The sequence below is a fragment of the Ruegeria sp. Alg231-54 genome (assembly GCF_900143525.1).
Taxonomy (GTDB): Bacteria; Pseudomonadota; Alphaproteobacteria; order Rhodobacterales; family Rhodobacteraceae; genus Ruegeria.
Genome location: NZ_FREZ01000006.1, coordinates 56362 through 80683 on the forward strand (window position 1 = coordinate 56362; position 24322 = coordinate 80683).

At 57.5% G+C, this 24322-nt stretch carries 24 protein-coding genes; 13 read left to right on the forward strand and 11 right to left on the reverse strand.

Translation table 11 applies throughout. From position 1 onward, the window contains the following. Positions 1-4: 4 nt before the first annotated feature. Entirely contained in the window at positions 5-1327 is a 1323-nt protein-coding gene (locus DHN12_RS12330) for a hypothetical protein (RefSeq protein ID WP_199913505.1), read from the reverse strand. A 54-nt stretch (positions 1328-1381) separates the two neighbouring features. Then, positions 1382-2095 carry a uroporphyrinogen-III synthase gene (locus DHN12_RS12340; protein ID WP_108860480.1) on the reverse strand — a complete coding sequence of 238 codons (714 nt, stop codon included), beginning with the start codon at positions 2093-2095 and terminating at the stop codon, positions 1382-1384. A gap of 96 nt (positions 2096-2191) precedes the next feature. Between DHN12_RS12340 and tsaD the strand changes: the two genes are divergently transcribed. The 4 genes from tsaD to DHN12_RS12360 are packed head-to-tail and all read left to right on the forward strand — an operon-like array spanning position 2192 to position 4941. Continuing rightward, positions 2192-3289: a tRNA (adenosine(37)-N6)-threonylcarbamoyltransferase complex transferase subunit TsaD gene (gene tsaD / locus DHN12_RS12345; protein WP_108860481.1), complete on the forward strand. Its 1098-nt coding sequence runs from the start codon at positions 2192-2194 to the stop codon at positions 3287-3289. Further along, positions 3286-4248 (forward strand): NAD(P)H-dependent glycerol-3-phosphate dehydrogenase, encoded by a 963-nt coding sequence (locus tag DHN12_RS12350; RefSeq protein WP_108860482.1) that lies wholly within the window; start codon positions 3286-3288, stop codon positions 4246-4248. The genes tsaD and DHN12_RS12350 overlap by 4 nt, the downstream gene beginning before the upstream one ends. 1 nt (position 4249) lies before the next feature. Beyond that, the gene (locus DHN12_RS12355) at positions 4250-4519 is read left to right on the forward strand and encodes a YciI family protein (RefSeq protein ID WP_108860483.1); all 270 of its coding nucleotides are present in this window, start codon (positions 4250-4252) and stop codon (positions 4517-4519) included. Then, positions 4519-4941: an EVE domain-containing protein gene (locus tag DHN12_RS12360; protein WP_108860484.1), complete on the forward strand. Its 423-nt coding sequence runs from the start codon at positions 4519-4521 to the stop codon at positions 4939-4941. The genes DHN12_RS12355 and DHN12_RS12360 overlap by 1 nt, the downstream gene beginning before the upstream one ends. A gap of 213 nt (positions 4942-5154) precedes the next feature. On the opposite strand, the gene DHN12_RS12365 is transcribed toward DHN12_RS12360, so the two are convergent. Beyond that, a complete protein-coding gene (locus DHN12_RS12365) occupies positions 5155-5496 on the reverse strand; it encodes a DUF2853 family protein (RefSeq protein WP_108860485.1) in 342 nt (113 codons plus the stop codon). Positions 5497-5694: 198 nt separating this feature from the next. On the opposite strand from DHN12_RS12365, the gene DHN12_RS12370 reads away from it, so the two are divergent. Next, a complete protein-coding gene (locus tag DHN12_RS12370) occupies positions 5695-6342 on the forward strand; it encodes a DUF899 family protein (RefSeq protein ID WP_108860486.1) in 648 nt (215 codons plus the stop codon). A gap of 17 nt (positions 6343-6359) precedes the next feature. Here the strand turns inward: DHN12_RS12370 and DHN12_RS12375 are convergent, their stop codons facing one another. The 3 genes from DHN12_RS12375 to DHN12_RS12385 form a co-directional block, all read right to left on the reverse strand. Further along, positions 6360-7109, reverse strand: coding sequence for an extensin family protein (locus tag DHN12_RS12375; RefSeq protein WP_108860487.1), 750 nt, complete (start codon positions 7107-7109; stop codon positions 6360-6362). A 14-nt stretch (positions 7110-7123) separates the two neighbouring features. Beyond that, a complete protein-coding gene (gene ahcY / locus DHN12_RS12380; RefSeq protein ID WP_108860488.1) occupies positions 7124-8512 on the reverse strand; it encodes an adenosylhomocysteinase in 1389 nt (462 codons plus the stop codon). A gap of 104 nt (positions 8513-8616) precedes the next feature. Then, positions 8617-8931, reverse strand: a complete 315-nt coding sequence (locus DHN12_RS12385) for a hypothetical protein (protein ID WP_108860489.1) — start codon at positions 8929-8931, stop codon at positions 8617-8619. A 204-nt stretch (positions 8932-9135) separates the two neighbouring features. On the opposite strand from DHN12_RS12385, the gene DHN12_RS12390 reads away from it, so the two are divergent. Further along, positions 9136-9729, forward strand: coding sequence for an HD domain-containing protein (locus DHN12_RS12390; RefSeq protein WP_108860490.1), 594 nt, complete (start codon positions 9136-9138; stop codon positions 9727-9729). On the opposite strand, the gene DHN12_RS12395 is transcribed toward DHN12_RS12390, so the two are convergent. From DHN12_RS12395 to DHN12_RS12415, 5 genes are all read right to left on the reverse strand, one after another. Next, positions 9726-10097, reverse strand: a complete 372-nt coding sequence (locus tag DHN12_RS12395; protein ID WP_108860491.1) for a VOC family protein — start codon at positions 10095-10097, stop codon at positions 9726-9728. The two genes, DHN12_RS12390 and DHN12_RS12395, sit on opposite strands and share 4 nt — an antisense overlap. 275 nt (positions 10098-10372) lie before the next feature. Then, positions 10373-10768: a DUF805 domain-containing protein gene (locus DHN12_RS12400; protein ID WP_108860492.1), complete on the reverse strand. Its 396-nt coding sequence runs from the start codon at positions 10766-10768 to the stop codon at positions 10373-10375. 92 nt (positions 10769-10860) lie between these two features. Then, entirely contained in the window at positions 10861-11355 is a 495-nt protein-coding gene (locus DHN12_RS12405) for a lactoylglutathione lyase family protein (protein ID WP_108860493.1), read from the reverse strand. A gap of 139 nt (positions 11356-11494) precedes the next feature. After that, positions 11495-12049, reverse strand: a complete 555-nt coding sequence (locus DHN12_RS12410) for an ActR/PrrA/RegA family redox response regulator transcription factor (protein ID WP_058275167.1) — start codon at positions 12047-12049, stop codon at positions 11495-11497. An 86-nt stretch (positions 12050-12135) separates the two neighbouring features. Continuing rightward, a complete protein-coding gene (locus DHN12_RS12415; RefSeq protein ID WP_108860494.1) occupies positions 12136-12756 on the reverse strand; it encodes an SCO family protein in 621 nt (206 codons plus the stop codon). Positions 12757-12848: 92 nt separating this feature from the next. On the opposite strand from DHN12_RS12415, the gene regB reads away from it, so the two are divergent. The 7 genes from regB to addA all read left to right on the forward strand — a co-directional run bounded on the left by regB (position 12849) and on the right by addA (position 24315). Continuing rightward, entirely contained in the window at positions 12849-14246 is a 1398-nt protein-coding gene (gene regB, locus DHN12_RS12420; RefSeq protein WP_108860495.1) for a sensor histidine kinase RegB, read from the forward strand. Between the two features lie 85 nt (positions 14247-14331). Continuing rightward, positions 14332-15840 (forward strand): PAS-domain containing protein, encoded by a 1509-nt coding sequence (locus tag DHN12_RS12425; protein ID WP_108860496.1) that lies wholly within the window; start codon positions 14332-14334, stop codon positions 15838-15840. A 41-nt stretch (positions 15841-15881) separates the two neighbouring features. Beyond that, positions 15882-16355, forward strand: coding sequence for a tRNA (adenosine(37)-N6)-threonylcarbamoyltransferase complex ATPase subunit type 1 TsaE (gene tsaE, locus DHN12_RS12430; RefSeq protein WP_108860497.1), 474 nt, complete (start codon positions 15882-15884; stop codon positions 16353-16355). Continuing rightward, positions 16352-17356, forward strand: a complete 1005-nt coding sequence (locus DHN12_RS12435; protein ID WP_108860498.1) for an aminoglycoside phosphotransferase family protein — start codon at positions 16352-16354, stop codon at positions 17354-17356. Before tsaE ends, DHN12_RS12435 begins: the two co-directional genes overlap by 4 nt. Beyond that, a complete protein-coding gene (locus DHN12_RS12440; protein WP_108860499.1) occupies positions 17353-18039 on the forward strand; it encodes a nucleotidyltransferase family protein in 687 nt (228 codons plus the stop codon). Before DHN12_RS12435 ends, DHN12_RS12440 begins: the two co-directional genes overlap by 4 nt. Then, entirely contained in the window at positions 18032-20959 is a 2928-nt protein-coding gene (gene addB / locus DHN12_RS12445) for a double-strand break repair protein AddB (protein WP_108860500.1), read from the forward strand. The genes DHN12_RS12440 and addB overlap by 8 nt, the downstream gene beginning before the upstream one ends. Further along, entirely contained in the window at positions 20956-24315 is a 3360-nt protein-coding gene (gene addA / locus DHN12_RS12450) for a double-strand break repair helicase AddA (protein ID WP_108860501.1), read from the forward strand. Before addB ends, addA begins: the two co-directional genes overlap by 4 nt. Positions 24316-24322: the final 7 nt, after the last annotated feature.

Below are 24322 nucleotides of genomic sequence, written 5' to 3' on the forward strand. Positions count from 1 at the left end.
TCCTTCAGTTCGAGTTCACGCTAGGCTGAAGCGCATTGGCGGCATCCACCGCGGAAACCCGCGCCTGGGCTGCCTGCTCCCAATCAGCCATAGCTGCCTGCGCCGCTTCGGGCAGGGATTTAAGTTCGGTCAGGGCCGTTGAGACGTCACCACTGGACAGAGCCGACTCGGCACGAGACAGGATCGCATCCGGACCATCGCCATCTTGTGGGGTGACCGAACGCGCCCCGGTCTGTCGCTGCAGGAACGCCACCAGACCGGTGGCTTTGTCCGCATCCCGTGCTTCCGCCAACGCGGTTCGCGCAGCGGGTGAGAACGATGCCCGCAAGGTCGACACGCTTGCAACACCCTTATCGGCGGGGCCCGATAGCGCCTCAGGCACATCAACGCCGCCTGCCTTCAGTTCGGCGACAAGGTCTGCGTAAGGATGACCAGCATCCAGTTGACCATGCAGGCGCGACAGGATCGCCGCGTTGGTCGCTGCCAGAGCCTCTGCCGAGGCTTTCGCCTCAAGCGCTTGTGCGTCCGACACCATTTTTTCTACTTCGGCCCGCTGCGCCGCCAGTGAGTCCTGTAATTTTTTCAGTTCGGCCTCAAAGGCTGCCGACGCTTCGGGGGACGCGCCTTGGGTCAGAGCGTCACTTTCAATTTTACTTAGGCGACTGGCCAAAGGATCAATCTTGCCCGCCAGTTCATCGACACTGGATTTGAGCGTATCCAGATCGGTTGTGATCGGTGTCACCTGATCGGTCAGCGCTGCAATCTTGCTGTCGACGCCAGATGTGTCGGACAGGGATTTTGTCAGTGCCTCGATCTGAGTGGACTGATCGTTGAGCTTCGCCTCGAGCGTCGAAAGCGCATCTGTATCACCAGATCCGAACAAGCCCGCGCTGCCGGCTGCAAACCCGATTCCCGCCGCGATAACACCGCCGAGCAAAGCGGGAACGAATCCACTTCGTTTTTCTTCCTGCTGCGGCTCTTCACGATGCGCTTCTTCCGGCGGAGTGGAGTTCTCTTCCTGGGTCAGTTCCACAGCCGCTTCGGCTTCGGCTTCGGCTTCGGCTTCGGCTTCGGCTTCGGCTTCGGCTTCGGCTTCGGCTTCGGCTTCGGCTTCGGCTTCGGCTTCGGCTTCGGCTTCGGCTTCGGCTTCGGCTTCGGCTTCGGCTTCGGCTTCGGCTTCGGCTTCGGCTTCGGCTTCGGAAAGTGTCTCTTCTACCGGCTCATCTGCGTCAACGACAGTCTCATCACGCTGCGAGGTGAATTCAACCGTTTCGTCCGACTTGGGGTCTTCCACCGGCTTTTGATCGGTTTTTTTCTTACGAGCCACCGCGACGTTCCCCTTATCGAATCCAATTTCATATGAATAACAGACCGCTCTAAGTTAATCAGTGGTCCCTCCACGCTCAACCCGCATCGCGTGTTTGACAAGCTTTTTCACGACTTTCCGCATTTTCTTGGGTGTCGGCTCTTTGGCGATCTTCAGGCGCTCATAGTCCAAGGAATAAAGGGGCTCGGCCGTGGCTTCGCTAATGGCAACCAGCCACAAGGGCGCGGTTCCGGTCCAAATTTCGGCAAATTGTCGCGCCGTTCGGGGCGAAAACAGCGGTGCGAGAACAGGTCTGTCACCGGATGTGGCCGCAGCCGCTTCGGATGTCAGCGGTAACAAACGCTGTTGATAAACAATCTGTTCGTGAACCGTCAGCCCCGATTCGGTCAGACGCCCGGCAACATTTCCCCGCGTATGTTCACCCCTGAGATGCAGCAATGGGCTTTCAGGCCGGTGTTTCAACAGGTTGGCCACCAGTTCTTCGGCGGTATTGCCCACCATCAATGCATCCCATCCAGCCCCTTTGGCTGTTCCAGTGGTCGCCGGACCAACACAATAGGCGGGCAGATCGGGCTTAACGCCCAGCGACGCGGCGGCATTGACCGAGTTGGCCGAAGTAAAGATCAATCCGCGAATTCCGTCCGTTTCGACCGCAACCCTCAGGGGTCGGATTTCCAGGATCGGAGAATAGATGACATCCACCCGCGACCTGACGCGGTCCGACAGCTGTGCCACAAACCTTTCAGAGGCGGCGCGAGGGCGGGTCATCAACAAATACAATGGCGGGGCCTTCGGCCTTGGGATTGTTTGCGTCCGCGCAGGGTGATACCCCGCTTGAGTGTCATGATGCAACGGATCAGGCCTATGGTGCAAACACTTACCGTTCTTGGATTGGAAAGCAGCTGTGATGACACGGCCGCCGCTGTTGTGCGCCAATCCGATGGTGCGGGTGCCGAGGTTCTGTCGTCTATCGTTCACGGTCAAACCGAGCTGCACAGCGCATTTGGCGGCGTCGTGCCCGAAATCGCAGCGCGGGCCCATGCCGAAAAGCTGGATATTTGCGTGGTGCAGGCGTTAGAGGCTGCAGGACTGACACTGGCCGATATGGATGCGATCGCCGTCACTGCGGGTCCCGGCCTGATCGGCGGGGTCATGTCCGGCGTCATGTGCGCCAAGGGGCTGAGTGCCGCGACCGGGCTTCCCCTGATAGGCGTAAACCATCTGGCGGGTCATGCGCTGACGCCGCGCCTGACGGATAGTATCGCGTTTCCCTATCTGATGTTGTTGGTTTCAGGCGGGCACTGTCAGTACCTGATCGCGCACGGGCCGGAACAATTTACGCGACTGGGCGGAACAATTGACGATGCCCCCGGCGAGGCGTTCGACAAAACCGCCCGCTTGCTGGGCCTGTCGCAACCCGGCGGTCCTTTTGTGGAGACTGAAGCACGTTCTGGCGATCCCAAGCGTTTCCGGTTTCCCCGACCTCTGCTGGATCGGCCGGGATGTGATCTCTCCTTTTCGGGGCTGAAAACCGCGTTGATGCGGATGCGGGATCAGATTGTTGCCGAAAAGGGCGGCCTGACCCGTCAGGACCGCGCTGATCTGTGTGCCGGATTTCAGCAAGCCATCGTCGATACTCTGGCCGAAAAAACCCGCCGCGCAATTGACAGGTATCTTGAGGAAAACCCTACAGACCCGGTTGTTGCCGTCGCTGGTGGTGTGGCCGCCAATACCGCCATTCGATCCGCGTTAGAGACTGTTTGCGCGGAAAAAGGCGCGCGCTTTACCGCACCACCACTCAACCTTTGCACCGACAATGCCGCCATGATCGCATTTGCCGGAATAGAACGGTTTCGCATAGGCGCACGCGACGGGCTGGACCTGACCGCCCGCCCACGCTGGCCGCTGGATAAAACCAGCCCCGCGATGTTGGGCGGCGGTAAGAAAGGCGCCAAGGCATGAGCGTTTCCGTTCTGGGATCCGGCGCATTCGGCACGAGCCTGGCCATTTCATTGACCGGGAACGGGTCGGTTACGCTTTGGTCTCGGGATCAGGATCAGGCCCAGCATATGCAAACAGCGCGTGAAAACACCCAGCGTTTGCCTGGCGTGGCCTTGCCTACTGATATCACGGTAACATCGAACATCGATCAGGCAACCGAGGCTGATGTCCTGCTGATGGCCGTCCCCATGCAGAAATTGCGCGACGCCCTGCTTGAACATGCCTCAGCTCTCGCCGGAAAAACCCTGGTGGCATGCTGCAAGGGTATTGAGCTTTCGTCCGGACTTGGGCCGATTTCAGTGATCCAGCAAACGGTCCCGGATGCGCGACCTGCTTTGCTGACCGGGCCCAGCTTTGCCGACGACATTGCGAGCGGACTGCCGACCGCGCTGACCCTGGCCTGCGCCGATAACACGCTTGGCCGGACTTTGCAGGAAGATTTGACCACAGCGAATCTGCGCCTTTATCGCACGTCTGACGTGATCGGGGCCGAATTGGGCGGCGCCTTGAAAAACGTGATCGCCATTGGATGTGGTGCTGCAATCGGGGCCGGGTTGGGCGACAGCGCGCGCGCCGCCTTGATGACACGCGGGTTTGCAGAAATGCAGCGCTTTGCGCTGATGCGCGGGGCGCGACCCGATACGCTTATGGGATTGTCTGGATTGGGGGATCTGGTCCTGACTTGCTCGTCCGAACTATCCCGAAACTATCGCTTTGGCCTATCATTGGGTCGGAATATCCAGTTCGATACCCACACAACCGTTGAAGGCGTCGCCACTGCGCGCGCCATGACGGAAATTGCCACCGCCGAAGGGCTGGATATGCCTATCAGTACAACGGTGGCAGACCTAAGCAGTGGCGCATACAGTGTGACCGAAGCCATTCAAACCCTGCTCAACCGACCCCTGAAGGAGGAATAATATGCTGATCGCTCTCATTGCCCGTGACAAGGACGGCGCGCTGCAAACCCGGCTGGACAACCGCTCGGCCCACCTGGCCTATATCGAGGAAACGGGTGTCGTTGCGCAGGCGGGTCCCTTGCTGGAAGGGGAAGCGATGATCGGTTCGCTGATTATTCTGGAGGTCGAGGACATGGCCGCCGCGCAAAACTGGGCGGACAATGACCCTTACGCAAAAGCCGGGTTGTTCCAATCGGTTGACCTGATTGCGTGGAAAAAGGTCATAGGCTGATGGCGTATTGGCTGTTCAAATCCGAACCATCGACTTGGGGGTGGGACCAACAGGTTGCCAAAGGGGATGCGGGCGAAGAATGGGACGGCGTGCGCAACTATCAGGCGCGCAATTTCATGCGTCAGATGGCGGTTGGCGATCGCGGGTTCTTCTACCACTCGCAAAAGGACAAGGCGATTGTTGGTATTGTCGAGGTCTGCGCGCCGGCGCACCCCGACAGCACCACGGATGATGAGCGTTGGGAATGCGTGGACATCAAGGCCGTTCGCCCGTTTACAACCCCTGTCACGCTGGACCAGATCAAGGCTGACGAACGTTTGGGGGAAATGGTGCTGGTCAAAAACTCGCGCCTGTCTGTTCAGCCGGTCAGCGATGCGGAATGGCAGGTGATCTGCGACCTGGGCGGCACACAGGCTACTTAATACCAGATTAAAGGGAAGGCCCTGACAGATGCAGAACCTTCCCTACCCCGCGTGCTCCCGACTCACCACACGCGTATGGAAATTTTGGCTCTGACCGTCCTGGTCACGTCCTGACACTAACCGATCCTCGCGGCGCGGTTCAAACGGCAAGTACTTAAAATTGGAAACGCCCGCCAGGGATCTGACGGGCGCTGCAAAAAAGGTGTGGCGGGATCAGCTGTAAACAGCCTCTTTGCCGAAATGCTTGGTCAGCATGTAATACACGACAGCGCGGTATTTGTTGCGCTCGGACATGCCATAGGTTTCCAGCGCCTTGTTGATCGCTTCCATCAGTTCCGGTCCGTCCGACAGGCCCAGCTTTTTGATGAGGAAGTTGTTCTTGACCGTTTCCAACTCACCTTCCTGAGTTGCCGCGACAGTCGATGCGTCGGCGTCATAAATTGCAGGGCCACAGCCGATTGTGACTTTAGTCAGCAGATCCATATCTGCGTCCATACCGCATTTGGACTTCAGGTCCTCGGCATATTTAGCGATCAGGTCGTCGCGTTTTCCCATGGTTATCTCCCGGTTGAAACTCGTTTTTGGCCTTACCAGCGCCGCAGACACGGTAACGGGAGCGGGAATTTGCACAAAGGGAAAAATTAGCGGCATTCCCCCTAAACCCTGCCGGTCTGATCTGAGGCTTGATTTTGACGAACCTTTATTTAACAATAAGGTTAAATATATCATTCGTTTTGGAATCAGGAGGTCACAATGCCCGTGTCGCTACCCAACGAAACTTCGCAATACAGAACCGCACGAAACACCTTGCTGTCGGCTGAGGCTGAACTGCGGGCTCAAATTGAAAAGGTTGCAAAGCTGCGTCGCAGTTTGCCCAAAGGCGGGGCAGTTCCGCGGGACTATGCATTTCGGTCTGATCGAGGTGCGCCGACGCCGCTGTCGTCTTTGTTCGGATCACATGACACCTTGGCAATATACTCGCTTATGTACGGGCCGGATGCAGAGGCACCTTGCCCGATGTGTTCTGCCTTTCTGGACGGGTTGAATGGACAGATCGCCCATATATCGCAGAAAATCGCCTTTGCGGTCGTGGCGCAAAACACCTGTGAAAGGCTGGCAGCGCTAAAAGCGGATATGTCGTGGGATGATCTACCGCTTTTTTCTGCATTGGGCACAGACTATCAGCGCGACTATCTGGCCGAGGCCGAGGATGGAAGCCAACTGCCGATCCTGAACGTCTTTCAGCGCGATGCGGACGGCATAAGCCATTTCTGGAGTTCCGAGCTGTTCTTCGAGCCCAGTGACTGGCATCCGCGGCACGTAGATGCAGCGTGGCCCCTGTGGAATATTCTGGATTTTACACCACAAGGACGCGGAGATTTCTTTCCGTCCCTGCGTTAAATACCCATCACGGTAAACTATCGGCAATAACCCCAACCGGGACCCTGAAGATGAAAGTGGTCCGCGTGCAGGCGATTGAAATCAGGACCCAATACCACACGAAACCAATCACATCCGCCGCGCCAGATCTGGCGCAGAAATACACCGTCAGGTCCTTCGGCGCCCCAATCGGATAGCAAGGTCAGGCTGCGCCCATCGGCGAGCTGTAAACCAACAATATCAATGGAATCCGCCTTGGCATGGCTGCTCCAACCGCTGCTCTGACCCTGAGCGGTGCGCATCTGGCGGCAATTGTAACTGCCCACATGCCGCAACCGGCTGACCTGCGTGCCCAAAAGATCTCTCGCAGTGGGTTGAACGACATGATGTTCCCACATGGCCAGCCGCAGAGTGGTCGCGCAACTGGTTTCAACCGCATTTACATCCGATGTCACCAGCGCAGACAACAGACCACGCCCGGTGATGCCGCAATTCTCATCCACGACCAGATCATCCATCGCCTCAAAGTTCGCGCCGGCGTCGACCAAGGCGGCGCGGCACTGTACTTCGTTCAACGGCGCGCGATTAAGCTGAAACAGGGTAATTGGCGTGACCGGTGCAGTTATTTTCAGTTCTCGCAAGGGGTTCCAATGCGATGGCACGGGTGTTTCCGGATGCGCCAGCAACCACCATCCGCCCCCTCCGAACAGGATGGCTACAACAGCGATACTAAAAACAAAAGACGCCGCCGATAACAGGAATCGGCGGCGTCCGGAGTGTTTGCTCATGCGTTCTTTCGCACTCAATAACGGTAATGTTCCGGCTTGTAGGGGCCTTCGGGCTTCACGCCAATGTAAGACGCCTGCTCGTTGTCCATCTTGGTAAGTTTGACACCGATACGGTCCAGATGCAGACGCGCAACTTTTTCATCCAGATGCTTGGGTAGGATGTAGACGTCGTTGTTATACTGGTCGCCCTTGGTGAACAGCTCGATCTGCGCCAGAACCTGGTTGGTGAACGAGGCCGACATCACGAAAGATGGGTGACCGGTCGCATTGCCGAGGTTCAGCAGGCGGCCTTCGGACAGCAGGATGATGCGATTGCCCGAGGGCAGTTCGATCATGTCCACCTGTTCTTTGATGTTGGTCCACTTGTGGTTCTTCAGGCTGGCCACCTGAATCTCGTTGTCGAAGTGACCAATATTGCCGACGATCGCCATGTCCTTCATCTCGCGCATATGTTCAATGCGGATCACGTCCTTGTTGCCAGTGGTGGTGATGAAGATGTCGGCAGATGCGACTTCGTCTTCCAGCAGCGTGACTTCGAAACCGTCCATCGCGGCCTGCAGGGCGCAGATCGGGTCAACTTCGGTCACTTTCACACGGGCACCAGCCCCGCGCAGCGACGCTGCCGAGCCTTTGCCAACGTCACCGTAACCGCAGACCACAGCAACCTTGCCGGCCATCATGGTGTCAGTGGCGCGGCGGATGCCGTCGACCAGCGATTCCTTACAGCCATATTTGTTGTCGAATTTCGACTTGGTGACCGAGTCGTTCACGTTGATCGCCGGGAATGGCAGCTGGCCGTCTTTCACCAGTTGATACAGGCGGTTCACACCGGTGGTGGTTTCCTCGGACACGCCCTGAATCTGGTCGCGCATCTTGGTGAACCAACCTGGTGATGCCGCCATGCGCTTGGCAATCTGAGCTTTAATGACTTCTTCTTCTTCGGACGTCGGAACAGCGATGATGTCCTCACCCGCTTCGGCACGTGCGCCCAGCAGAATGTACAGTGTCGCGTCGCCACCATCGTCGAGGATCATGTTGGGGCCATCGTCGAACAGGAAGGATTTGTCCAGATAATCCCAGTGCTCTTCCAGAGTCTGACCCTTGATGGCGAATACAGGAATACCTACCTCGGCAATTGCTGCCGCCGCGTGGTCCTGAGTCGAGAAGATGTTGCACGATGCCCAGCGCACGTCCGCGCCCAGCGCGACCAGAGTTTCGATCAGAACAGCTGTCTGAATGGTCATGTGCAGCGAACCGACGATACGAGCACCCGCCAGAGGTTTGCTTTCGCCATATTCGGAACGCAGGGACATCAGGCCCGGCATCTCGGTTTCGGCAATGTCCAGCTCTTTGCGGCCAAACCCAGCCAATGAAATGTCTTTAACGATATAGTCCCCGGCCATCAGGTGCTCCATTTCCGGTAAATCACAGTCCGGGCAGCCCCTAGCATTCCTTGGGGCAGGTGGCAACGCAAATGGCCGAAAACCGAGTGAACCTGTGACTCAAATCAACTTGGTTCACCCTTTAGCTCTAACTTTGGTATCGCTTCAAAAAAATCTGTGCCAACGGCGACAATACAACTAATGCCGTTCGCCTGGGTCACCAAAACCGTATAGCTTCCGGTTGTCTTCGAGGTCCAAACCTCCATAACAGCCCGTGCGCCCCGCGTTTTCTGCAATCCGCCAAAGACCAGTTCTTCTGAATAACTGTCCTGCAGTTTGGCGATCACATGTTCGCGCTGTGCACAGCTTTTGGCGAAAGCAGGCGGCGCAGTGGCGGCCATGCCGAAGGTCAGGGTTATAGCAAATAGGCGTTTGAACATAACATGCTCCTTTCGATACGCGTTTCAGTACGAGAGGGGCACAACTGAAAGGAGTACGCCCCCCTCAGTCCATATGTCGGGATCAAAACGTGCAGGTTCAAAGCACGAAAGCTCAATAAATTGTTGGCAGCCTGTGATCCAGACGGGTACATCATAGCACAAAAGCGCGAAGTTAACGTGTCCTACTTCACAAGGCATGGCAGAATGGCAACACAACCCAGAGCATGGCAGCGAATGCTTTCCGGTCGCAGGCTGGATTTGCTGGACCCGACGCCCGTGGATATCGAGATCGAAGATATCGCGCACGGTCTGGCCTTTGTGGCCCGCTGGAACGGGCAAACCGCTGGCGATTATGCATATTCCGTGGCCGAGCACTCCCTACTGGTTGAAGAGCTTTTCGGCCGGATTGTACCCAAGGCCCCGGCAAAATGGCGATTGGCCGGGCTGTTACACGATGCGCCGGAATATGTGATCGGAGATATGATCTCGCCCGTTAAATCCGCCGTTGGCCCGGATTACGGCGCGCTGGATGACCGGCTGGCAACGGCCATCCACATTCGGTTCGGCCTGCCGGCGGAAGTGCCGAAAACAGTGAAACGGCAGATCAAAAAAGCCGACAAGATCAGCGCCTGGATGGAGGCGACACAGATTGCTGGGTTTTCTGAGGCTGAGGCGACCAAATTCTTTGGTCGGCCAGATAAAGCAGTGATGGAGGGGTTGGCGATCACGTTACGCCCGCCGATTGAAGTGCGGCGGGCGTATATGGAACGTCATATGGCTCTGCTGACGCAGCTTTAGCCGAAGACGTAAAAACACAGTTTGTTTCCGTCCAGGTCGCGAGCATAAGCGCCGTAGAACCTATCAGGGACGCGCTGCCCGGGTTCTCCTTCATCTGTAGCACCAAGGCTGATTGCCTTCTTGTAAAGCGCCTTAGCCTCATCCTTGGAGTCAGCTGCAAAAGCAACCATTCCGCCATTGCCGGTCTCGCAGGCTTCGCCATCGTAGGGTGTGCAAACGGCGAGCATCGGCGCCGAAGGGTCATTGCCGATGAAAGCGATGCGCCCAGCGTCGATCACAACCTTTGCGCCCTTGTCGGCAAACAGTGTCGTATAAAAACTTTTGGCGCGCTCCAAATCCGAAACGCCGATGGTCACATAGCCGATCATTGATTTACTCCATTGTGACGAAAGATGAATTCCCTGCCCGAACCTCGGGCAAAGTGGAACTGGTATCAAGTCATTAAACTGTCAGGACCGGCGCACTATTGCAGACTTTTCCTGGGCCAGGGCATTCAAGGTTTTTGGGCGGCCGGACAAAGCGGTGATGGAGGGGTTGGGGATCACGTTGCGCCCGCCGACAGAGGTGCGGCAGGCATACACTGAACGGCACGAAGAACTGCTGTTGAAACTGTAGCCTGAAACGACGACTTTCATCCCTCAAATCAGGGGAAAACGTCGGATTCTCCAAACTGGTTTGAACCACTCTCACTTGGCTGAATGTAGAAGTACAACAGGACCAGAGTTCCGATTATCGGAATCAAGCCAATCAACAGCCACCAACCAGTTCGTCCGATGTCGTGCAAACGTCTGGCTCCAATCGCCAGATTGGGAAGCAAAAGCCCAAGCGAAACCAAAACGGAAAGCGGTTGTCCGGCGTTCGGCTCAAACACCCCAAATCCGAGCATCGGAGCGATCAAAGCGCCATCAATTATTCGCGTCACCAGAAGAACGAGAAGAACGGCCAGAACCCACCACCAAAACGTCGGGCGCGAAGAACGCCCATTGAATTTGGCGTAGTTTGACAGAGCCCTTCGAAATGCCGTCGTGAGATTGTTCATGTCATCCTGCGCAATTGGACGGCATTCACATATCACTATTTCAAATTATTTAACACGGAAACTACCAGATTGGTGGTCTGCCAACAAACAAGTCACGCGTATGCCCCGGCCGAATAGGTCAGTTCATAAGAGTGACTGTATAGCTCAAATACGTTTCCAAACGGATCTTCCATGTAGACCATGCGATAGGGTTTATCGCCAGGGTAGTATTTGCGAACCTGCTTCATTCGCTGTTTTCCACCGAGCTCTTCGATGATCTTGACCCGTTCTTCAAGGTTGTCATCCTGAACACAGAAATGGAACAACCCGCGACGCCAATATTCGAACGGCCTCTCTTCTTCGATCGTGTTTGGAAACTCGAAGAGTTCAATACCTATACCATCCCCCATCGAAAGATGAGTAATCCGAAATGAACCCCAGCCTTCTCCAAAAACATCGTCACACATCTGACCTATGGCACTACCGTCATGCAGCACTTCGGTGGGCTCCATAAGCACATCGAGTCCAAATGCCTTAGAATAGAATTCTACCGCTTTTTCCAGGTCTGGAACGGTTACTCCGATGTGTGAAAAGGTTAGTGCAGACATTTTTAGAGACTCCTCGTTCCGCAGAAAACAAGAGAAAGGGCATCAGCAACCCTTGCCGATACCCCCGAAATAGTGCGCTTTTTTCTGTCTCCACGTCCAGAGCGATGCAAAGGTCCGCTTTGGTCCGACCAGAAGAGATTTAACGCGGACTGCGCTTCGCCAATATCCGTTGCAATGTCCGACGGTGCATGTTCAGGCGCCGCGCGGTTTCGGAGACGTTCCGGTCGCACAGCTCATAGACCCGCTGGATATGCTCCCAACGGACGCGGTCCGCACTCATGGGGTTTTCTGGTGGTGGGGGCAGTTCATCGCCCTTGGCCAGCAGCGCGTTGGTGATGTCGGTGGCGTCGGCGGGTTTGGACAGATAGTCGGTTGCTCCGATTTTGACCGCTGCGACGGCAGTGGCGATGGCCCCGTAACCGGTTAGAACTACAACCCGGCTGTCAGGACGTTTTTCGCGCAGCACTTCGACGACATCCAGACCGTTGCCATCTTCGAGTCGCAGGTCAACGACCGCATAGGCGGGCGGGCGGGCGGTGGAAATGGCGCGGCCTGCGGCGACGGAACCTGCGGTTTCAACCTCGAACCCGCGTTTTTCCATCGCTTTTGCCAGACGTCTCAGAAACGGTTCGTCATCGTCCACCAAAAGCAGCGTTTTATCGGGGCCGATGTCGAGGTCAGAGCTGTCCGCCATATTCTGTTCTTTCCGCTATTTCACGCCTTTGGCTTAACCATGAGTAATAGCAGCGCCATCCCAAAGGTCAAACAACCCGTCGTTTTCTAGGTTTTGTCGAGGAAACAGCCAACCTTGTCGGCCATCTGCTCGGCGGTGTCGTCCCGGTTGAAGAATTCGATGAACCCATCCTCGGGGGTGACAAGATAAGTAAAGGTCGAGTGGTCGACCAGATAGTACTCATCGCTTTTGTCATGCGCCTTGTAGTAGGTTTTGTAGGCTTGGCTTGCGGCCTTGACCTGCTCAGGCGTGCCGGTCAGCGCGATGGTCTTGCCGCCCAGATTAAACGCATAGTCGGCCATCACTTCGGTCGTGTCGCGGTCCGGGTCGATTGAAATGAACAAGGGCGTCACGGACTGGCCACGCTCGGCCAGAATGTCCACGGCATCGGCATTGCGGGACATATCGAACGGACAGACATCGGGGCAGAACGTATAGCCGAAATAGACCAGCGTCGGTTCTGTGATCACGTCGGTGTCGGTGACTGTTTCGCCCTTGCCGTTGAGCAGCTCAAACGGCCCGCCGATGGCTGCCGTTCCGCCTGCAATCTGACTGGTCCGGCATTGCGCGAACTTGTCATCAGATCCGGCACCGCGCGTCAGCAGCCACATGGCCCCCAGGCCCACGGCCAGAACAACGGTTGCGAGGATGGCATAAAGACGGACCATGACATCAATCCTGACATAAGAGGGGTTGTTGATCGTTTCGGCCGGGACACCTATCAAGAAGTTCAGCCGATGCAACAGGACATAATCGACCGATGGCAAATTCCAACATCACATTATGGCGCGGTCAGGAACGCAGCAGCTGGATTCGGCTGCGCACCCTGATCCTGTTGCGCTGGGTGGCCATCTTCGGCCAGATCACAGCGATCACCGTCGCGCAGCAAACTTATGACATCCAGCTGGACGCAACGCTTTGCTATCTGGCGATTGGCGTCTCGGTCATGGGGAATCTGACTGCAATTCTGCTGTTTCCGCGCAACAAGCGCCTGTCCGAGTTCGAGAACTTCCTGATGGTGCTGTTCGACCTGCTTCAGCTGACCATTTTGCTGTACCTGACCGGCGGGCTAAACAACCCCTTTGCGCTGTTGCTGGTGGGGCCTGTCACGATTTCCGCGAACGTCATGAGCACCCGGTCAACCCTGATAATCGGCGGCGTTGCCATTGCCCTGACAACGCTTCTGGCTGAATTCCACCTGCCTTTGCGCACCGCACTTGGGGCGGAACTGGACATCCCAGATATTCTACTGTTCGGAAACTGGGCCGCAATCGTCATCGCAATTGTCTTTCTGGGCGCGTATTCGCATCGCGTCAGCTCAGAGGTACAATCTATGTCCGAAGCGCTGGCCGCCACCCATATGGCGCTTGCACGCGAACAGAAGCTGACCGATCTAGGCGGCGTGGTCGCCGCCGCCGCGCATGAACTGGGCACGCCGCTGGCAACGATCAAACTGGCGAGCTCCGAGTTGATTGAGGAATTGGATGACCGGCCCGACCTTATCGAGGACGCCGCCCTGATCCGCGAACAGGCGAACCGTTGCCGCGATATCCTGCGAGACATGGGCCGGGCGGGCAAAGACGACCTGCATCTGCGTCAAGCCCCGCTTTCTACCGTGGTGCATGAAGCCGCCGAACCGCATATCAACCGAGGCAAGACCGTTCATTTCTTCGAAGGCCCGGCCGAGGATGGCGATGTGCAGCAGCCCTCGATCCTGCGCAAGCCCGAGATCATTCACGGCCTGCGCAACCTGATCCAGAACGCGGTGGATTTTTCGCGCGGAAATGTCTGGGTCGAGGCGGAATGGTCCACCAAACAGATCACCGTCAGTATCATGGATGACGGTCGTGGATATCCGTCGCAGATGATCGGCCGGATCGGCGATCCCTTCATGCGTCGCCGCCGCAGTGAGACCGACAAAAGGACCCGTCCGGAATATGAAGGCATGGGTTTGGGTCTTTTCATTGCCAAAACGCTGCTTGAACGCAGCGGAGCCGAGCTGGATTTCGCCAACGGATCGGACCCATACCAAACCCTGTCGGATAACCCCGAACGCCGGGGCGCGATCGTCAAGGTGACCTGGCCCCGTAACCTTGTGGATGCGCAAACCGGTGATACGCCTGTGCCTTCGGGTGTAAACCAGCGTTTCCAAACCTGATCTGACACGGGCTAACATTGGTTAAGACCCCGTTAACCATTAAGGCGCATAGTACCGCTTCTTGGTTTCGCGCACCGGAGGGCGCATGGTCGACTGGATCATTCTGGCCATCATCGGCCTTGTTTCAGCAAGACTTGCCGTTCAGTGGCTGTTGCCCCGCAGGCGGGAACGGGGGGACAACTTTGGGCTGTCCTCACCTGCCTCCTTGTTTGATGCAGCCTTCTTGTTTGATGGTGACCGGCTTATCAGTCACTCGAACATCGCGTTGGAAGGGTTCGAGCAGGTCCGCGATTGGGCCGATCTGTGCCGGCTGCTGCACAGGGATTTTCCAACATTCCCCGAAACACCTGATCAGATCCGGCGTGAAGGCAACCTGGTCATCCCGGCCATCGATTGCACGGTTGAACGCGATGTTCTGTGCGAATGGATAGACGGAATTGTACGCGTTCAGCTGCGAGACCGTACCGATTGCCCCTCGATAACTCAAATCGCATCAAATGATCGAAACCGCCTTGCCATGGAAAAAGCGCCCTACCCTGTCTGGCTGTTGGATCATCAGGGTGATGTGCGCTGGTGCAATGCTGCTTATGTTTCGTTGGTGCGCAAAGTACGGGATCAGGACACGGACCTGACCGCACCATTGTTTCCGGTCCCCGATGCCGACCAACGGCTAAGCGCAAAGGCACGGGTCTCAATTTCCTCCGAGTTCAGTGAAAACAAGCTGTGGTTCGATCTGACGTTGGTAGATCACCCCGAAGGGCACTTGTCTTATGCCGTGGACATCAACGCAATCGTCGAGGCGGAGATGGCGCAGCGCAAATTCGTTCAGACCATGACCAAGACCTTCGCACAATTGCCCATCGGGCTGGCTATTTTTGACCGCAACCGCCAGTTGGCGTTGTTCAACCCGGCTCTGATCGACCTGACCACCCTGCCCCCGGATTTCCTAAGCTGCCGCCCCAGCCTATCCAGCTTTTTTGATCGCCTGCGGGATCAGCACATGATGCCCGAGCCCAAGAATTACCGAAGCTGGCGCAGTCAGATGAACGACCTTCTCGAAGCGGCAGAGGACGGGAACTATCAAGAGACGTGGTCTCTGCCCTCGGGCTCGGTTTACTCGGTCAGTGGGCGCCCGCACCCGGACGGAGCGGTTGCCTTTTTGTTTGAAGACATCACCGCCGAGATCACTCTGACCCGTCGGTTCCGGTCAGAAATGGATCTGATGCAATCCATTCTGGACAAACTGGCCGATGCCATCGCTGTCTTCAGTGACGATGGTACACTGGCTTTTACCAATTTCGCCTACCAACAGCTTTGGGTAGATACAGGCGACGCAGGCTTTGACGCGGACTCCGCTCTTGAGGTGACCAAAAGCTGGCAGGAACATTGCACCGCAACGCCGATTCTTGGCGAAATTCGCGATTTTGTAGAGGCGCGGGAAAATCGCGCGGAATGGTCCGGTGTGATCTATCTGCGAAACGGTATCCAGGTGTTGTGCACTGTCAGCCCGATGCAGAACGGGGCCACCATTGTTCGTTTCTCGGTGGATCGGGATGCGCTGATGCGGCAAGAGGCGCAGCAAATCAGCGCCTGAACCGGGTTGCAGCCAACCGGGCGCAAGGCCATTGTGGCGCCATGACCAATTCGCCCTGCACGATCACTTTGAATTCGCCCGAGGAAACAGCGGAATTCGCTGCCCGCCTCGGTGCAGAATTGAGATCTGGAGACATCTTGTTGCTTGAGGGCGAGATTGGCAGCGGAAAGACCCATTTTGCCCGCAGCCTGATCCAATCGCTGATGATCGAGCCCGAAGATGTGCCTTCGCCGACTTTCACGTTGGTTCAGGCTTATGACACGACAGCCGGGGAAATCTGGCACTGCGATCTGTATCGCCTGAGCGCGGTTGAGGAGGTCGAAGAACTGGGCGTGACCGAGGCTTTCGAAACCGCAATCTGTCTGATTGAATGGCCGGATAAATTGGGCCCGCTGACGCCGGATTCTGCCGCGAAGATATCCTTCGAAACAGACCCTAACATGACAGAAACACGCCATCTGACCCTTTCCTGGTCTGCCCCGAAATGGCCCGTGAAACTAAGGATTCCGGCATGACAAACCGCGCGGTATTGGCCGAAGCGTTGATCGCGCAGACCAAATGGTCAAATGCAAAGCACGCGCCGTTGGCTGGGGATGCCTCGAACCGTCGGTACGAGCGGCTGACCGATCCGGAAACCGGCAAGACGGCGGTGTTAATGGATTCACCCCCGGGCAAGGCGGAAAATGTCGAAGATTTTGCCCGCATGGCCGAATACCTGCGGTCCCTTGGTCTGAGCGCGCCCGAGATTTATGCCGAGGATACGCATTACGGCTTTCTGCTGCTCGAAGATCTCGGCGACGACCTCTTCGCGCGCGTGCTTGCGCAGACCCCCAGCATGGAGCGTGCGCTTTATGAGGTCGCAACGGATGTTCTGATCGACCTGTACAACGCGCCAAGCCTTTCTTTGCGATCCTATGATCCGAGTTTGATGACCGAGCTGGCCGCGTTGTCCTTTACTAAATACGCGCAGGCCGTGCAGGGCACGCACGACGCCGATGCACGTAACCGATTTGAAAACCGGTTCTCAGACATTCTGCACCGGGAAACTTCGGGGTCCAAAGTTGTTGTGCTGCGCGATTACCACGCTGAAAACTTGATCTGGTTGCCGGATCGCGACGGGGTTCAGCGCGCTGGTCTGTTGGACTTTCAAACCGCCATGCTGGGCCATCCGGCCTATGATCTGGTATCTTTGTTGCAGGATGTGCGTCGCGATGTGTCACTCGGAACCGAGATGCAAATGGTGAACCGCTATATCGCCGCGACCGGGGTGAATGATCATGACTTTCGCACTGCCTACGCTGTTCTGGGTGCACAGCGAAACCTGCGCATTTTGGGCGTCTTTGCCCGACTGGCAACCGAGTACGGCAAGCCCAGCTATATCGATCTGATCCCGTCAACCTGGGCGCATGTGATGCGGGATCTGGAACATCCCGCACTGGTTGCTGTCGCAGACCTGCTGCGCGACGCCCTGCCCGCACCCACCCCTGAAAATCTGGACAGGCTCAGACAGAAATGACCCAAGACCCCGAAGCCGTCATGCTGTTTGCAGCCGGGTTTGGCACCCGTATGGGCGCGTTGACCGAAAATCGGCCCAAACCACTGATCAAGGTCGCCGGCCGGCCTCTGATTGATCACGCGTTGGATTTGGTGAATGCCCTGCAACCCAAGCGTATCGTGGCCAACCTACATTATCTGCCAGATCAGCTTGAAGCTCATCTCGTCCCAAAAGGTGTTCTGCTTTCCCATGAAACGCCGGAAATTCTTGAGACTGGCGGCGGAATACGCGCCGCTTTGCCCCTGCTTGGATCGCACCCGGTTTACACCCTGAACCCAGACGCGATCTGGTCAGGACCGAACCCTTTGACGATGCTCCGCGAGGCGTGGAATCCCGATCACATGGACGCGCTGTTGATGTGCGTACCGGTGGATCAGGCTGTCGGGCACACGGGCAAAGGCGATTTCACAGCAGAAGAGAACGGACGGATCGTGCGCGGCGGTAGTTTGATCTATGGCGGTGCGCAGATCATGAAGACCGAGGGGTTGATGGATATCCCAGAAAAGGCATTTTCGCTGAATGTCCTGTGGGACCGGATGCAAAAACAAGATCGCCTGTTTGCCCTCACCTATCCCGGTCGCTGGTGCGATGTCGGCCACCCCGAAGGGATTACTCTCGCCGAGGGGCTGATTGCCGATGTTTGAACCCAGCCCAGCTCCGCGCGTTTTTGCCGTTCCACCCGGTTCGGATTTCCCGCAAACGCTAGTTCAAGGGCTACGAGATCGAAGTGCCACGCATCCGCCCGAGGCGTTGGCGCGCGTTCAACTGGTCGTCAATACAAGGCGAATGGCCCGGCGTGTCCGCGACCTGTTTGATCAGGGCCCGGCTTGCCTATTGCCGTGTCTTTCACTGGTTACCGATCTGGGGGAAAGCGTCGATCTTGCGCAGATACCTCCGGCGATTCCACCTCTGCGGCGCAGGTTAGAGTTGACGCAGTTGATCGCTAAGCTGTTGGAACAACAGCCAGATCTGGCTGCGCGGTCCTCACTGTTTGATCTGTCCGATAGTCTGGCCGCGTTGATTGATGAAATGCAGGGCGAAGGCGTTTCGCCTGATGCAATCCGGAATTTGGATGTCAGTGACATGTCCGGGCATTGGGAAAGGGCGCAAAAGTTCATCGGAATTGCCGATCAAATCATAGATTCAGGCCCAGATGCGCTGGATGTTCAGGCCCGGCAGCGGCTTGTGGTGGAAAACCTGATAGAACGTTGGCAAGTCGCTCCGCCGCAGCATCCGGTTATCCTTGCCGGGTCAACCGGGTCTCGCGGAACCACTCTGATGCTGATGGAGGCGATTGCGCGCCTGCCGCAAGGCGCATTGATCCTGCCGGGTTACGATTTCGATCAGCCCGACCGCGTTTGGCGCGGGTTGGACGATGCGCTGACATCGGAAGATCACCCGCAGTACCGGTTCCGCAAGCTGATGTCACAGCTTGGCTTGGAGCCGGATCAGGTCATGCCTTGGACGGGTCATCTACCACCCTCGCCTGCTCGCAACCGTTTGGTTTCACTGGCTTTACGCCCAGCGCCGATCACGGATGCCTGGATGTCCGAAGGCCCGCAACTGACCGATCTGGATGGCGCCACAAAAGACGTGACACTGGTCGAGGCGCAATCGCCCCGGTCCGAGGCGCTGGCCATCGCGCTGCGCTTGCGCCAGGCAGCCGAAACCGGCCAAACTGCCGCGCTAATCACACCTGACCGGATGCTGACCCGCCAAGTCAGCGCTGCTTTGGATCGCTGGAACATCCTTCCCGATGACAGCGCTGGTCTGCCGCTGCAACTATCGCCGCCCGGCCGGTTTCTGCGTCACGTGGCGGGGCTTTTCGCACGGCGTCTGGATGGCGAGGCATTGCTGACCCTTCTGAAACACCCGCTGTGTCATGATGGTGACAAGCGCGGCGCGCATTTGCTGCACACGCGGGACCTTGAACTAGATTTGCGCCGACATGGCCCGCCTTTCCCGGACAGCGCTAGCCTGACCGCTTTTGCAATCCGCAAAGAAGTTCCCGAGGACTGGGTACGTTGGCTAAACTCCCATTTCTGCGATCAACAGATCGCGGGCCAACTCCCATTGACGGATTGGGTTGCCAGGCTGCGCGTCTTGGCTGAGGCGATTTCGGCGGGCGCGTCTGGGGAAACAGGCACGCTCTGGGACAAGAACGCAGGCCAAAAGGCGCAAGGCGTCCTGAGCGCACTGGAAAAAGAGGCGCAACACGGCGGCCCGATGACCGCCAATGATTTCGCCGACCTGTTGGGTGCTTTGCTCGCGGGCGAGGAGGTCCGGGATCGCGACGCCCCGCATCCACACATCATGATCTGGGGCACGCTCGAGGCGCGCGTGCAAGGGGCAGATTTGCTTATCTTGGGCGGCCTAAATGAAGGCAGCTGGCCTGAGGCCGCCGCGCCAGACCCCTGGCTGAACCGCCAGATGCGCGACAAGGCCGGACTTTTGCTGCCCGAACGGCGGATCGGCTTGTCGGCACATGACTTTCAACAAGCCATCGGCGCGCCCGAGGTCTGGCTGACCCGTGCCAAGCGGTCCGATGACGCAGAAACCGTTCCATCACGCTGGCTGAACCGCCTTACGAACCTGCTGCACGGCTTGCCAGGGCAGGGCGGGCGTGAGGCACTGTCAGAAATGCGCAACAAAGGCCGGCAATGGCTGCAATGGGCGGAACAGCTTGAAATCGCGCCGCATATCGAACCGGCAACGCGCCCGTCTCCGCGGCCGCCAGTGGCATCGCGCCCGAACCGGTTGAGCGTGACGGAAGTCAAACGGCTGATCCGCGATCCTTATGCGATTTACGCCAAACATGTGCTGCGCCTGAAACCGCTGGACCCTTTGGTGCAAGTGCCGGATGCCTTGTTGCGCGGGATCGTGATCCACGAAATTCTGGAACATTTCGTCAAAGACAGTGTTCTGGACACCGCCTTATTGACCCGCGAAAACTTTTTGAAACGCGCGAAAACCTTGTTGGATCAACATGTTGCGTGGCCCACGGCGCGTAAATTGTGGCTGGCGCGGTTGGAACGCATCGCGGATGATTTTTTAGCCGCTGAAATCGCGCGGCGAGGGGACGGGGGACCAGTCGCTTTCGAGGCGGCGGTGAAGCTTGTGCTGACGCCCCTGGACTTCACCATCGTGGGGCGCGCCGACAGGATAGATCGCAACAAGCGCGGTGCATTACGGATAGTTGACTACAAGACAGGAACGCCTCCGACGGAAAGCCAGCAATCCAAGTTCGACAAACAGTTACTGATCGAAGCCGCGATGGCTGAAGAGGGCGGTATCGATGGGTTCGACCCTTCACCCGTGGCCGAGGCGATTTTCATTGGCATGGGCGGCACTTACAAAGAAGTACCCGCACCGCTGGCGAAAGAGCCGCCAGACAAGGTTCTGGCCGAGCTCAAAGAGCTGGTATCTGCCTATTTAGAGCCTGAACAGGGGTTTTCATCCCGTCGAATGTTGCACAAGGATTCGGATGTGGGTGACTACGATCAACTAGCCCGTTTCGGTGAGTGGGACCGCACGGATGAAACAATACCTGAGGACCTGACGTGAGCGCCCGCAACGACGCAACCGAGCGGCAGGTACAGGCCGCACGGCCCGACGCCTCGACCTGGTTGGCGGCCAATGCAGGCTCAGGAAAAACGCGGGTTCTGACTGATCGGGTGGCGCGTCTGTTGTTGGGCGGCGTCCAACCTCAGCACATTCTCTGCCTGACCTACACCAAGGCCGCCGCCAGTGAGATGCAAAACCGGTTGTTTGATCGCCTCGGACAATGGGCAATGAAGGATGATGCCGGTCTGATGTCCCAACTGACCGATCTGGGCGTACCCGGCGAGATCGACTCAGACAGGCTCGCACAGGCCAGAACCCTATTTGCGCGCGCCATCGAAACACCTGGTGGCCTGAAGATCCAGACGATCCACTCATTCTGCGCCTCACTGCTGCGACGTTTCCCGCTTGAGGCCGGTGTCAGCCCGCAATTTTCAGAGATGGAGGACCGCGCAGCAGCCCTGTTGCGTGAAGAGATTGTCGAGGATTTCGCCGCAGGTCCCCAAGCCACTCTGATCGAAGATGTCGCGCGGTTTGTCACCGATACCGGGTTCGACAAACTTACCGCGGCCATCACCCAGAAACGCAACCTGTTTGCGCAGCCGCTGGAATGGGCCGATGTGCTGCAGCGGTTTGAACTGGCCAACGGATTCGATGAAGACGCTTTGATAGGACGTGTGTTTCTGGGCGGCGAAGTGGAATTGATCCGGTCGATCCTGCCGGCGCTTTCCGAAAGCGGCGGCAATAACGCCAAGGCGGCCGATAAGCTGGCAGCATTTTCCGAGACTCGGGTCAGTAGCTTACCAATTCTGGAAAGTGTATTTCTGACCGGAAAATCCGCCAAAGAACCCTTTACGGCCAAAATCAACAGTTTCCCGACCAAAGCCCTGCGCGAAGGGGCGTTGGTGGGTCAGATGCCCCAACTCGAAGCGTTGATGTTGCGGGTCGAGGCCGCGCGCGAACATCGGCTGGCACTGGTGGCCGCGCGCAAGACAATGGTGCTGCATCGCTTCGCGACGGCGTTTTTGCCGGAATATGAGCGTCGCAAGCAACTGCGCGGGTGGTTGGATTTTGACGACCTGATCTTACGCGCGAGGCAGGTGCTGAATGATCCGGCGGTTGCCGAATGGGTGCTGTACCGGCTGGATGGCGGCATCGACCACATTCTGGTGGACGAGGCGCAGGATACCAGTCCCGACCAGTGGGACGTGGTTGAAAAACTAGCGCAGGAATTTACCAGCGGAGAAGGGGCCCGGTCCGGGGTTGAGCGCACTATTTTCGTGGTCGGTGACAAAAAGCAGTCGATCTATTCGTTCCAGGGTGCCGATCCGCAGGCATTCGATCTGATGCAGGCTGAGTTTGGGCAGAAGCTCTCTGAATCAGGCTCTAAACTATGGGATTTCACGTTAGAATACTCATTCCGATCCTCCAGTGCGATCTTGTCCTTGGTCGACATCCTGTTTGAAAACCGAGCGGAGGCTGGATTTCATAAGGAAAGCCAGCACCGCGCATTCAAAGCGGATCTGCCGGGGCGAGTTGATCTGTGGCCCGTGGTCGAAAAGGTCGAAGAGGATGACGATGCCGACTGGACCGATCCGGTAGATCGGCCCGGCGCACGGCATCATACCGTCATTCTGGCCGAGAAGGTGGCGCAGTCGATCAAGGCAATGATCGAACAGGGTGAGACGATCCCTGAGGATGGCGAAACGCCCGGCACATTTGTGCGACGTCTGGTTCAGCCGGGGGATTTCCTGATCCTCGTTCAGCGTCGTTCGGACCTGTTTGCCGAAATCATCCGCGCCTGCAAGGCCGCTGACCTGCCGATCGCCGGAGCAGACCGGTTGAAGGTCGGCGCGGAATTGGCGGTCAAAGACCTGGCAGCTCTGTTAAGCTTTTTGGCCACACCCGAGGATAGCTTGTCGCTTGCCACAGTTCTGAAATCGCCGCTGTTCGGGTGGGGCGAACAACAATTGTTCGACCTAGCACATCGGCGCAAAGAACGGTTCCTTTGGGCGGCTCTGCGTCAACGCGCCGAAGAATACCCTGAAACACTGGCCGTTCTGCACGACCTGCGTGGACAGATCGACTTTCTGCGCCCCTACGACCTGATTGAACGCATCCTGACCCGACACGACGGGCGGCGCAAGTTGCTGGGCAGGCTGGGTGCCGAGGCAGAAGACGGGATAAACGCGTTATTGTCGCAGGCGCTGGCCTATGAACGTACGGATATCCCCAGCCTAACTGGATTTCTGGTGTGGATGCAGACCGACGATCTGGAAATCAAACGGCAGATGAGCGGTGTAGGCAACATGATCCGGGTAATGACCGTGCATGGCTCCAAGGGGTTGGAGGCGCCGATTGTGATCCTGCCGGATACGGGCAAACGGCAAGCTCCGCGCGATGCCGAGATCATGGTGGCCGAAGGCACACCACTTTGGAAAGTTCCGGCTGACGCGTCCCCGGCGTTGATTGCGCGTGCGCGCGACGAAGCCCGAACGCGGGAAGAAAATGAGCGGCTTCGCTTGCTCTACGTGGCTCTAACACGGGCTGAAAAGTGGTTAATCGTGGCGGCTGCCGGCGATGTCGGTAAGGATGGGACCAGCTGGTATCAGATGGTTCAGGCCGCGATGGAGCGGGCAGGGGCGGTGGCACTGCCCGGTTCAGAAACGCTGCGATTGTCACATGGTGATTGGAACGTTTCGTCGATTATTGAATCCGAAGAGACCTCAACTGCCGTGACGGACCTGCCAGCCCCGTTCCTGTCGCCCGCCACACCACCGGAGCCTGAAGCGGAGACGCTCAGCCCTTCCGATCTGGGCGGCGCCAAGGCTTTGCCCGGCGATGCAGGTCAGGACGAAGAGGCGGCAAAGCTGCGCGGCACGCGGTTGCACCTACTGCTGGAACTCTTGCCCTCGATTGCGCGGGACAACTGGCCGCAGCTTTGCGAACGGGTTCTGCCCGATATGCTGGACGCGGAACGGCAAGAGCTGATGGACGAGGCATGCGACGTTTTGACTGCGGCGCATCTTCGGCCTGTCTTTGCCGCCGACGCCTTGGCTGAGGTGCCCGTGACAGCCGACCTGAACGGACGCCGCATGCACGGGGTGATTGATCGATTGATCATCACCGATACCGAGGTTCAGGTCATTGATTTCAAAACAAATGCAACGGTTCCCAACGGTGCTGAGACATGCCCTGAGGGGCTTTTGCGACAGATGGGGGCGTATGCCAACGCCTTGTCGCAGGTCTATCCGAACCACGAAATCCGCACCGCGATCTTATGGACCAGGACAGCAGATCTGATGTGGCTGCCACACGATCTTGTGACGCACGCCCTGTCGCGCACCCAGATATCTTGACCTTGGA

Bases quoted from the DNA above. Each gene is read 5' to 3' on its own strand.
- DHN12_RS12340 (WP_108860480.1), bottom strand. From the start codon at position 2,095: ATGACCCGCCCTCGCGCCGCCTCTGAAAGGTTTGTGGCACAGCTGTCG.
- tsaD (WP_108860481.1), top strand. From the start codon at position 2,192: ATGGTGCAAACACTTACCGTTCTTGGATTGGAAAGCAGCTGTGATGAC.
- DHN12_RS12350 (WP_108860482.1), top strand. From the start codon at position 3,286: ATGAGCGTTTCCGTTCTGGGATCCGGCGCATTCGGCACGAGCCTGGCC.
- DHN12_RS12355 (WP_108860483.1), top strand. From the start codon at position 4,250: ATGCTGATCGCTCTCATTGCCCGTGACAAGGACGGCGCGCTGCAAACC.
- DHN12_RS12360 (WP_108860484.1), top strand. From the start codon at position 4,519: ATGGCGTATTGGCTGTTCAAATCCGAACCATCGACTTGGGGGTGGGAC.
- DHN12_RS12365 (WP_108860485.1), bottom strand. From the start codon at position 5,496: ATGGGAAAACGCGACGACCTGATCGCTAAATATGCCGAGGACCTGAAG.
- DHN12_RS12370 (WP_108860486.1), top strand. From the start codon at position 5,695: ATGCCCGTGTCGCTACCCAACGAAACTTCGCAATACAGAACCGCACGA.
- DHN12_RS12375 (WP_108860487.1), bottom strand. From the start codon at position 7,109: ATGAGCAAACACTCCGGACGCCGCCGATTCCTGTTATCGGCGGCGTCT.
- ahcY (WP_108860488.1), bottom strand. From the start codon at position 8,512: ATGGCCGGGGACTATATCGTTAAAGACATTTCATTGGCTGGGTTTGGC.
- DHN12_RS12385 (WP_108860489.1), bottom strand. From the start codon at position 8,931: ATGTTCAAACGCCTATTTGCTATAACCCTGACCTTCGGCATGGCCGCC.
- DHN12_RS12390 (WP_108860490.1), top strand. From the start codon at position 9,136: ATGGCAACACAACCCAGAGCATGGCAGCGAATGCTTTCCGGTCGCAGG.
- DHN12_RS12395 (WP_108860491.1), bottom strand. From the start codon at position 10,097: ATGATCGGCTATGTGACCATCGGCGTTTCGGATTTGGAGCGCGCCAAA.
- DHN12_RS12400 (WP_108860492.1), bottom strand. From the start codon at position 10,768: ATGAACAATCTCACGACGGCATTTCGAAGGGCTCTGTCAAACTACGCC.
- DHN12_RS12405 (WP_108860493.1), bottom strand. From the start codon at position 11,355: ATGTCTGCACTAACCTTTTCACACATCGGAGTAACCGTTCCAGACCTG.
- DHN12_RS12410 (WP_058275167.1), bottom strand. From the start codon at position 12,049: ATGGCGGACAGCTCTGACCTCGACATCGGCCCCGATAAAACGCTGCTT.
- DHN12_RS12415 (WP_108860494.1), bottom strand. From the start codon at position 12,756: ATGGTCCGTCTTTATGCCATCCTCGCAACCGTTGTTCTGGCCGTGGGC.
- regB (WP_108860495.1), top strand. From the start codon at position 12,849: ATGGCAAATTCCAACATCACATTATGGCGCGGTCAGGAACGCAGCAGC.
- DHN12_RS12425 (WP_108860496.1), top strand. From the start codon at position 14,332: ATGGTCGACTGGATCATTCTGGCCATCATCGGCCTTGTTTCAGCAAGA.
- tsaE (WP_108860497.1), top strand. From the start codon at position 15,882: ATGACCAATTCGCCCTGCACGATCACTTTGAATTCGCCCGAGGAAACA.
- DHN12_RS12435 (WP_108860498.1), top strand. From the start codon at position 16,352: ATGACAAACCGCGCGGTATTGGCCGAAGCGTTGATCGCGCAGACCAAA.
- DHN12_RS12440 (WP_108860499.1), top strand. From the start codon at position 17,353: ATGACCCAAGACCCCGAAGCCGTCATGCTGTTTGCAGCCGGGTTTGGC.
- addB (WP_108860500.1), top strand. From the start codon at position 18,032: ATGTTTGAACCCAGCCCAGCTCCGCGCGTTTTTGCCGTTCCACCCGGT.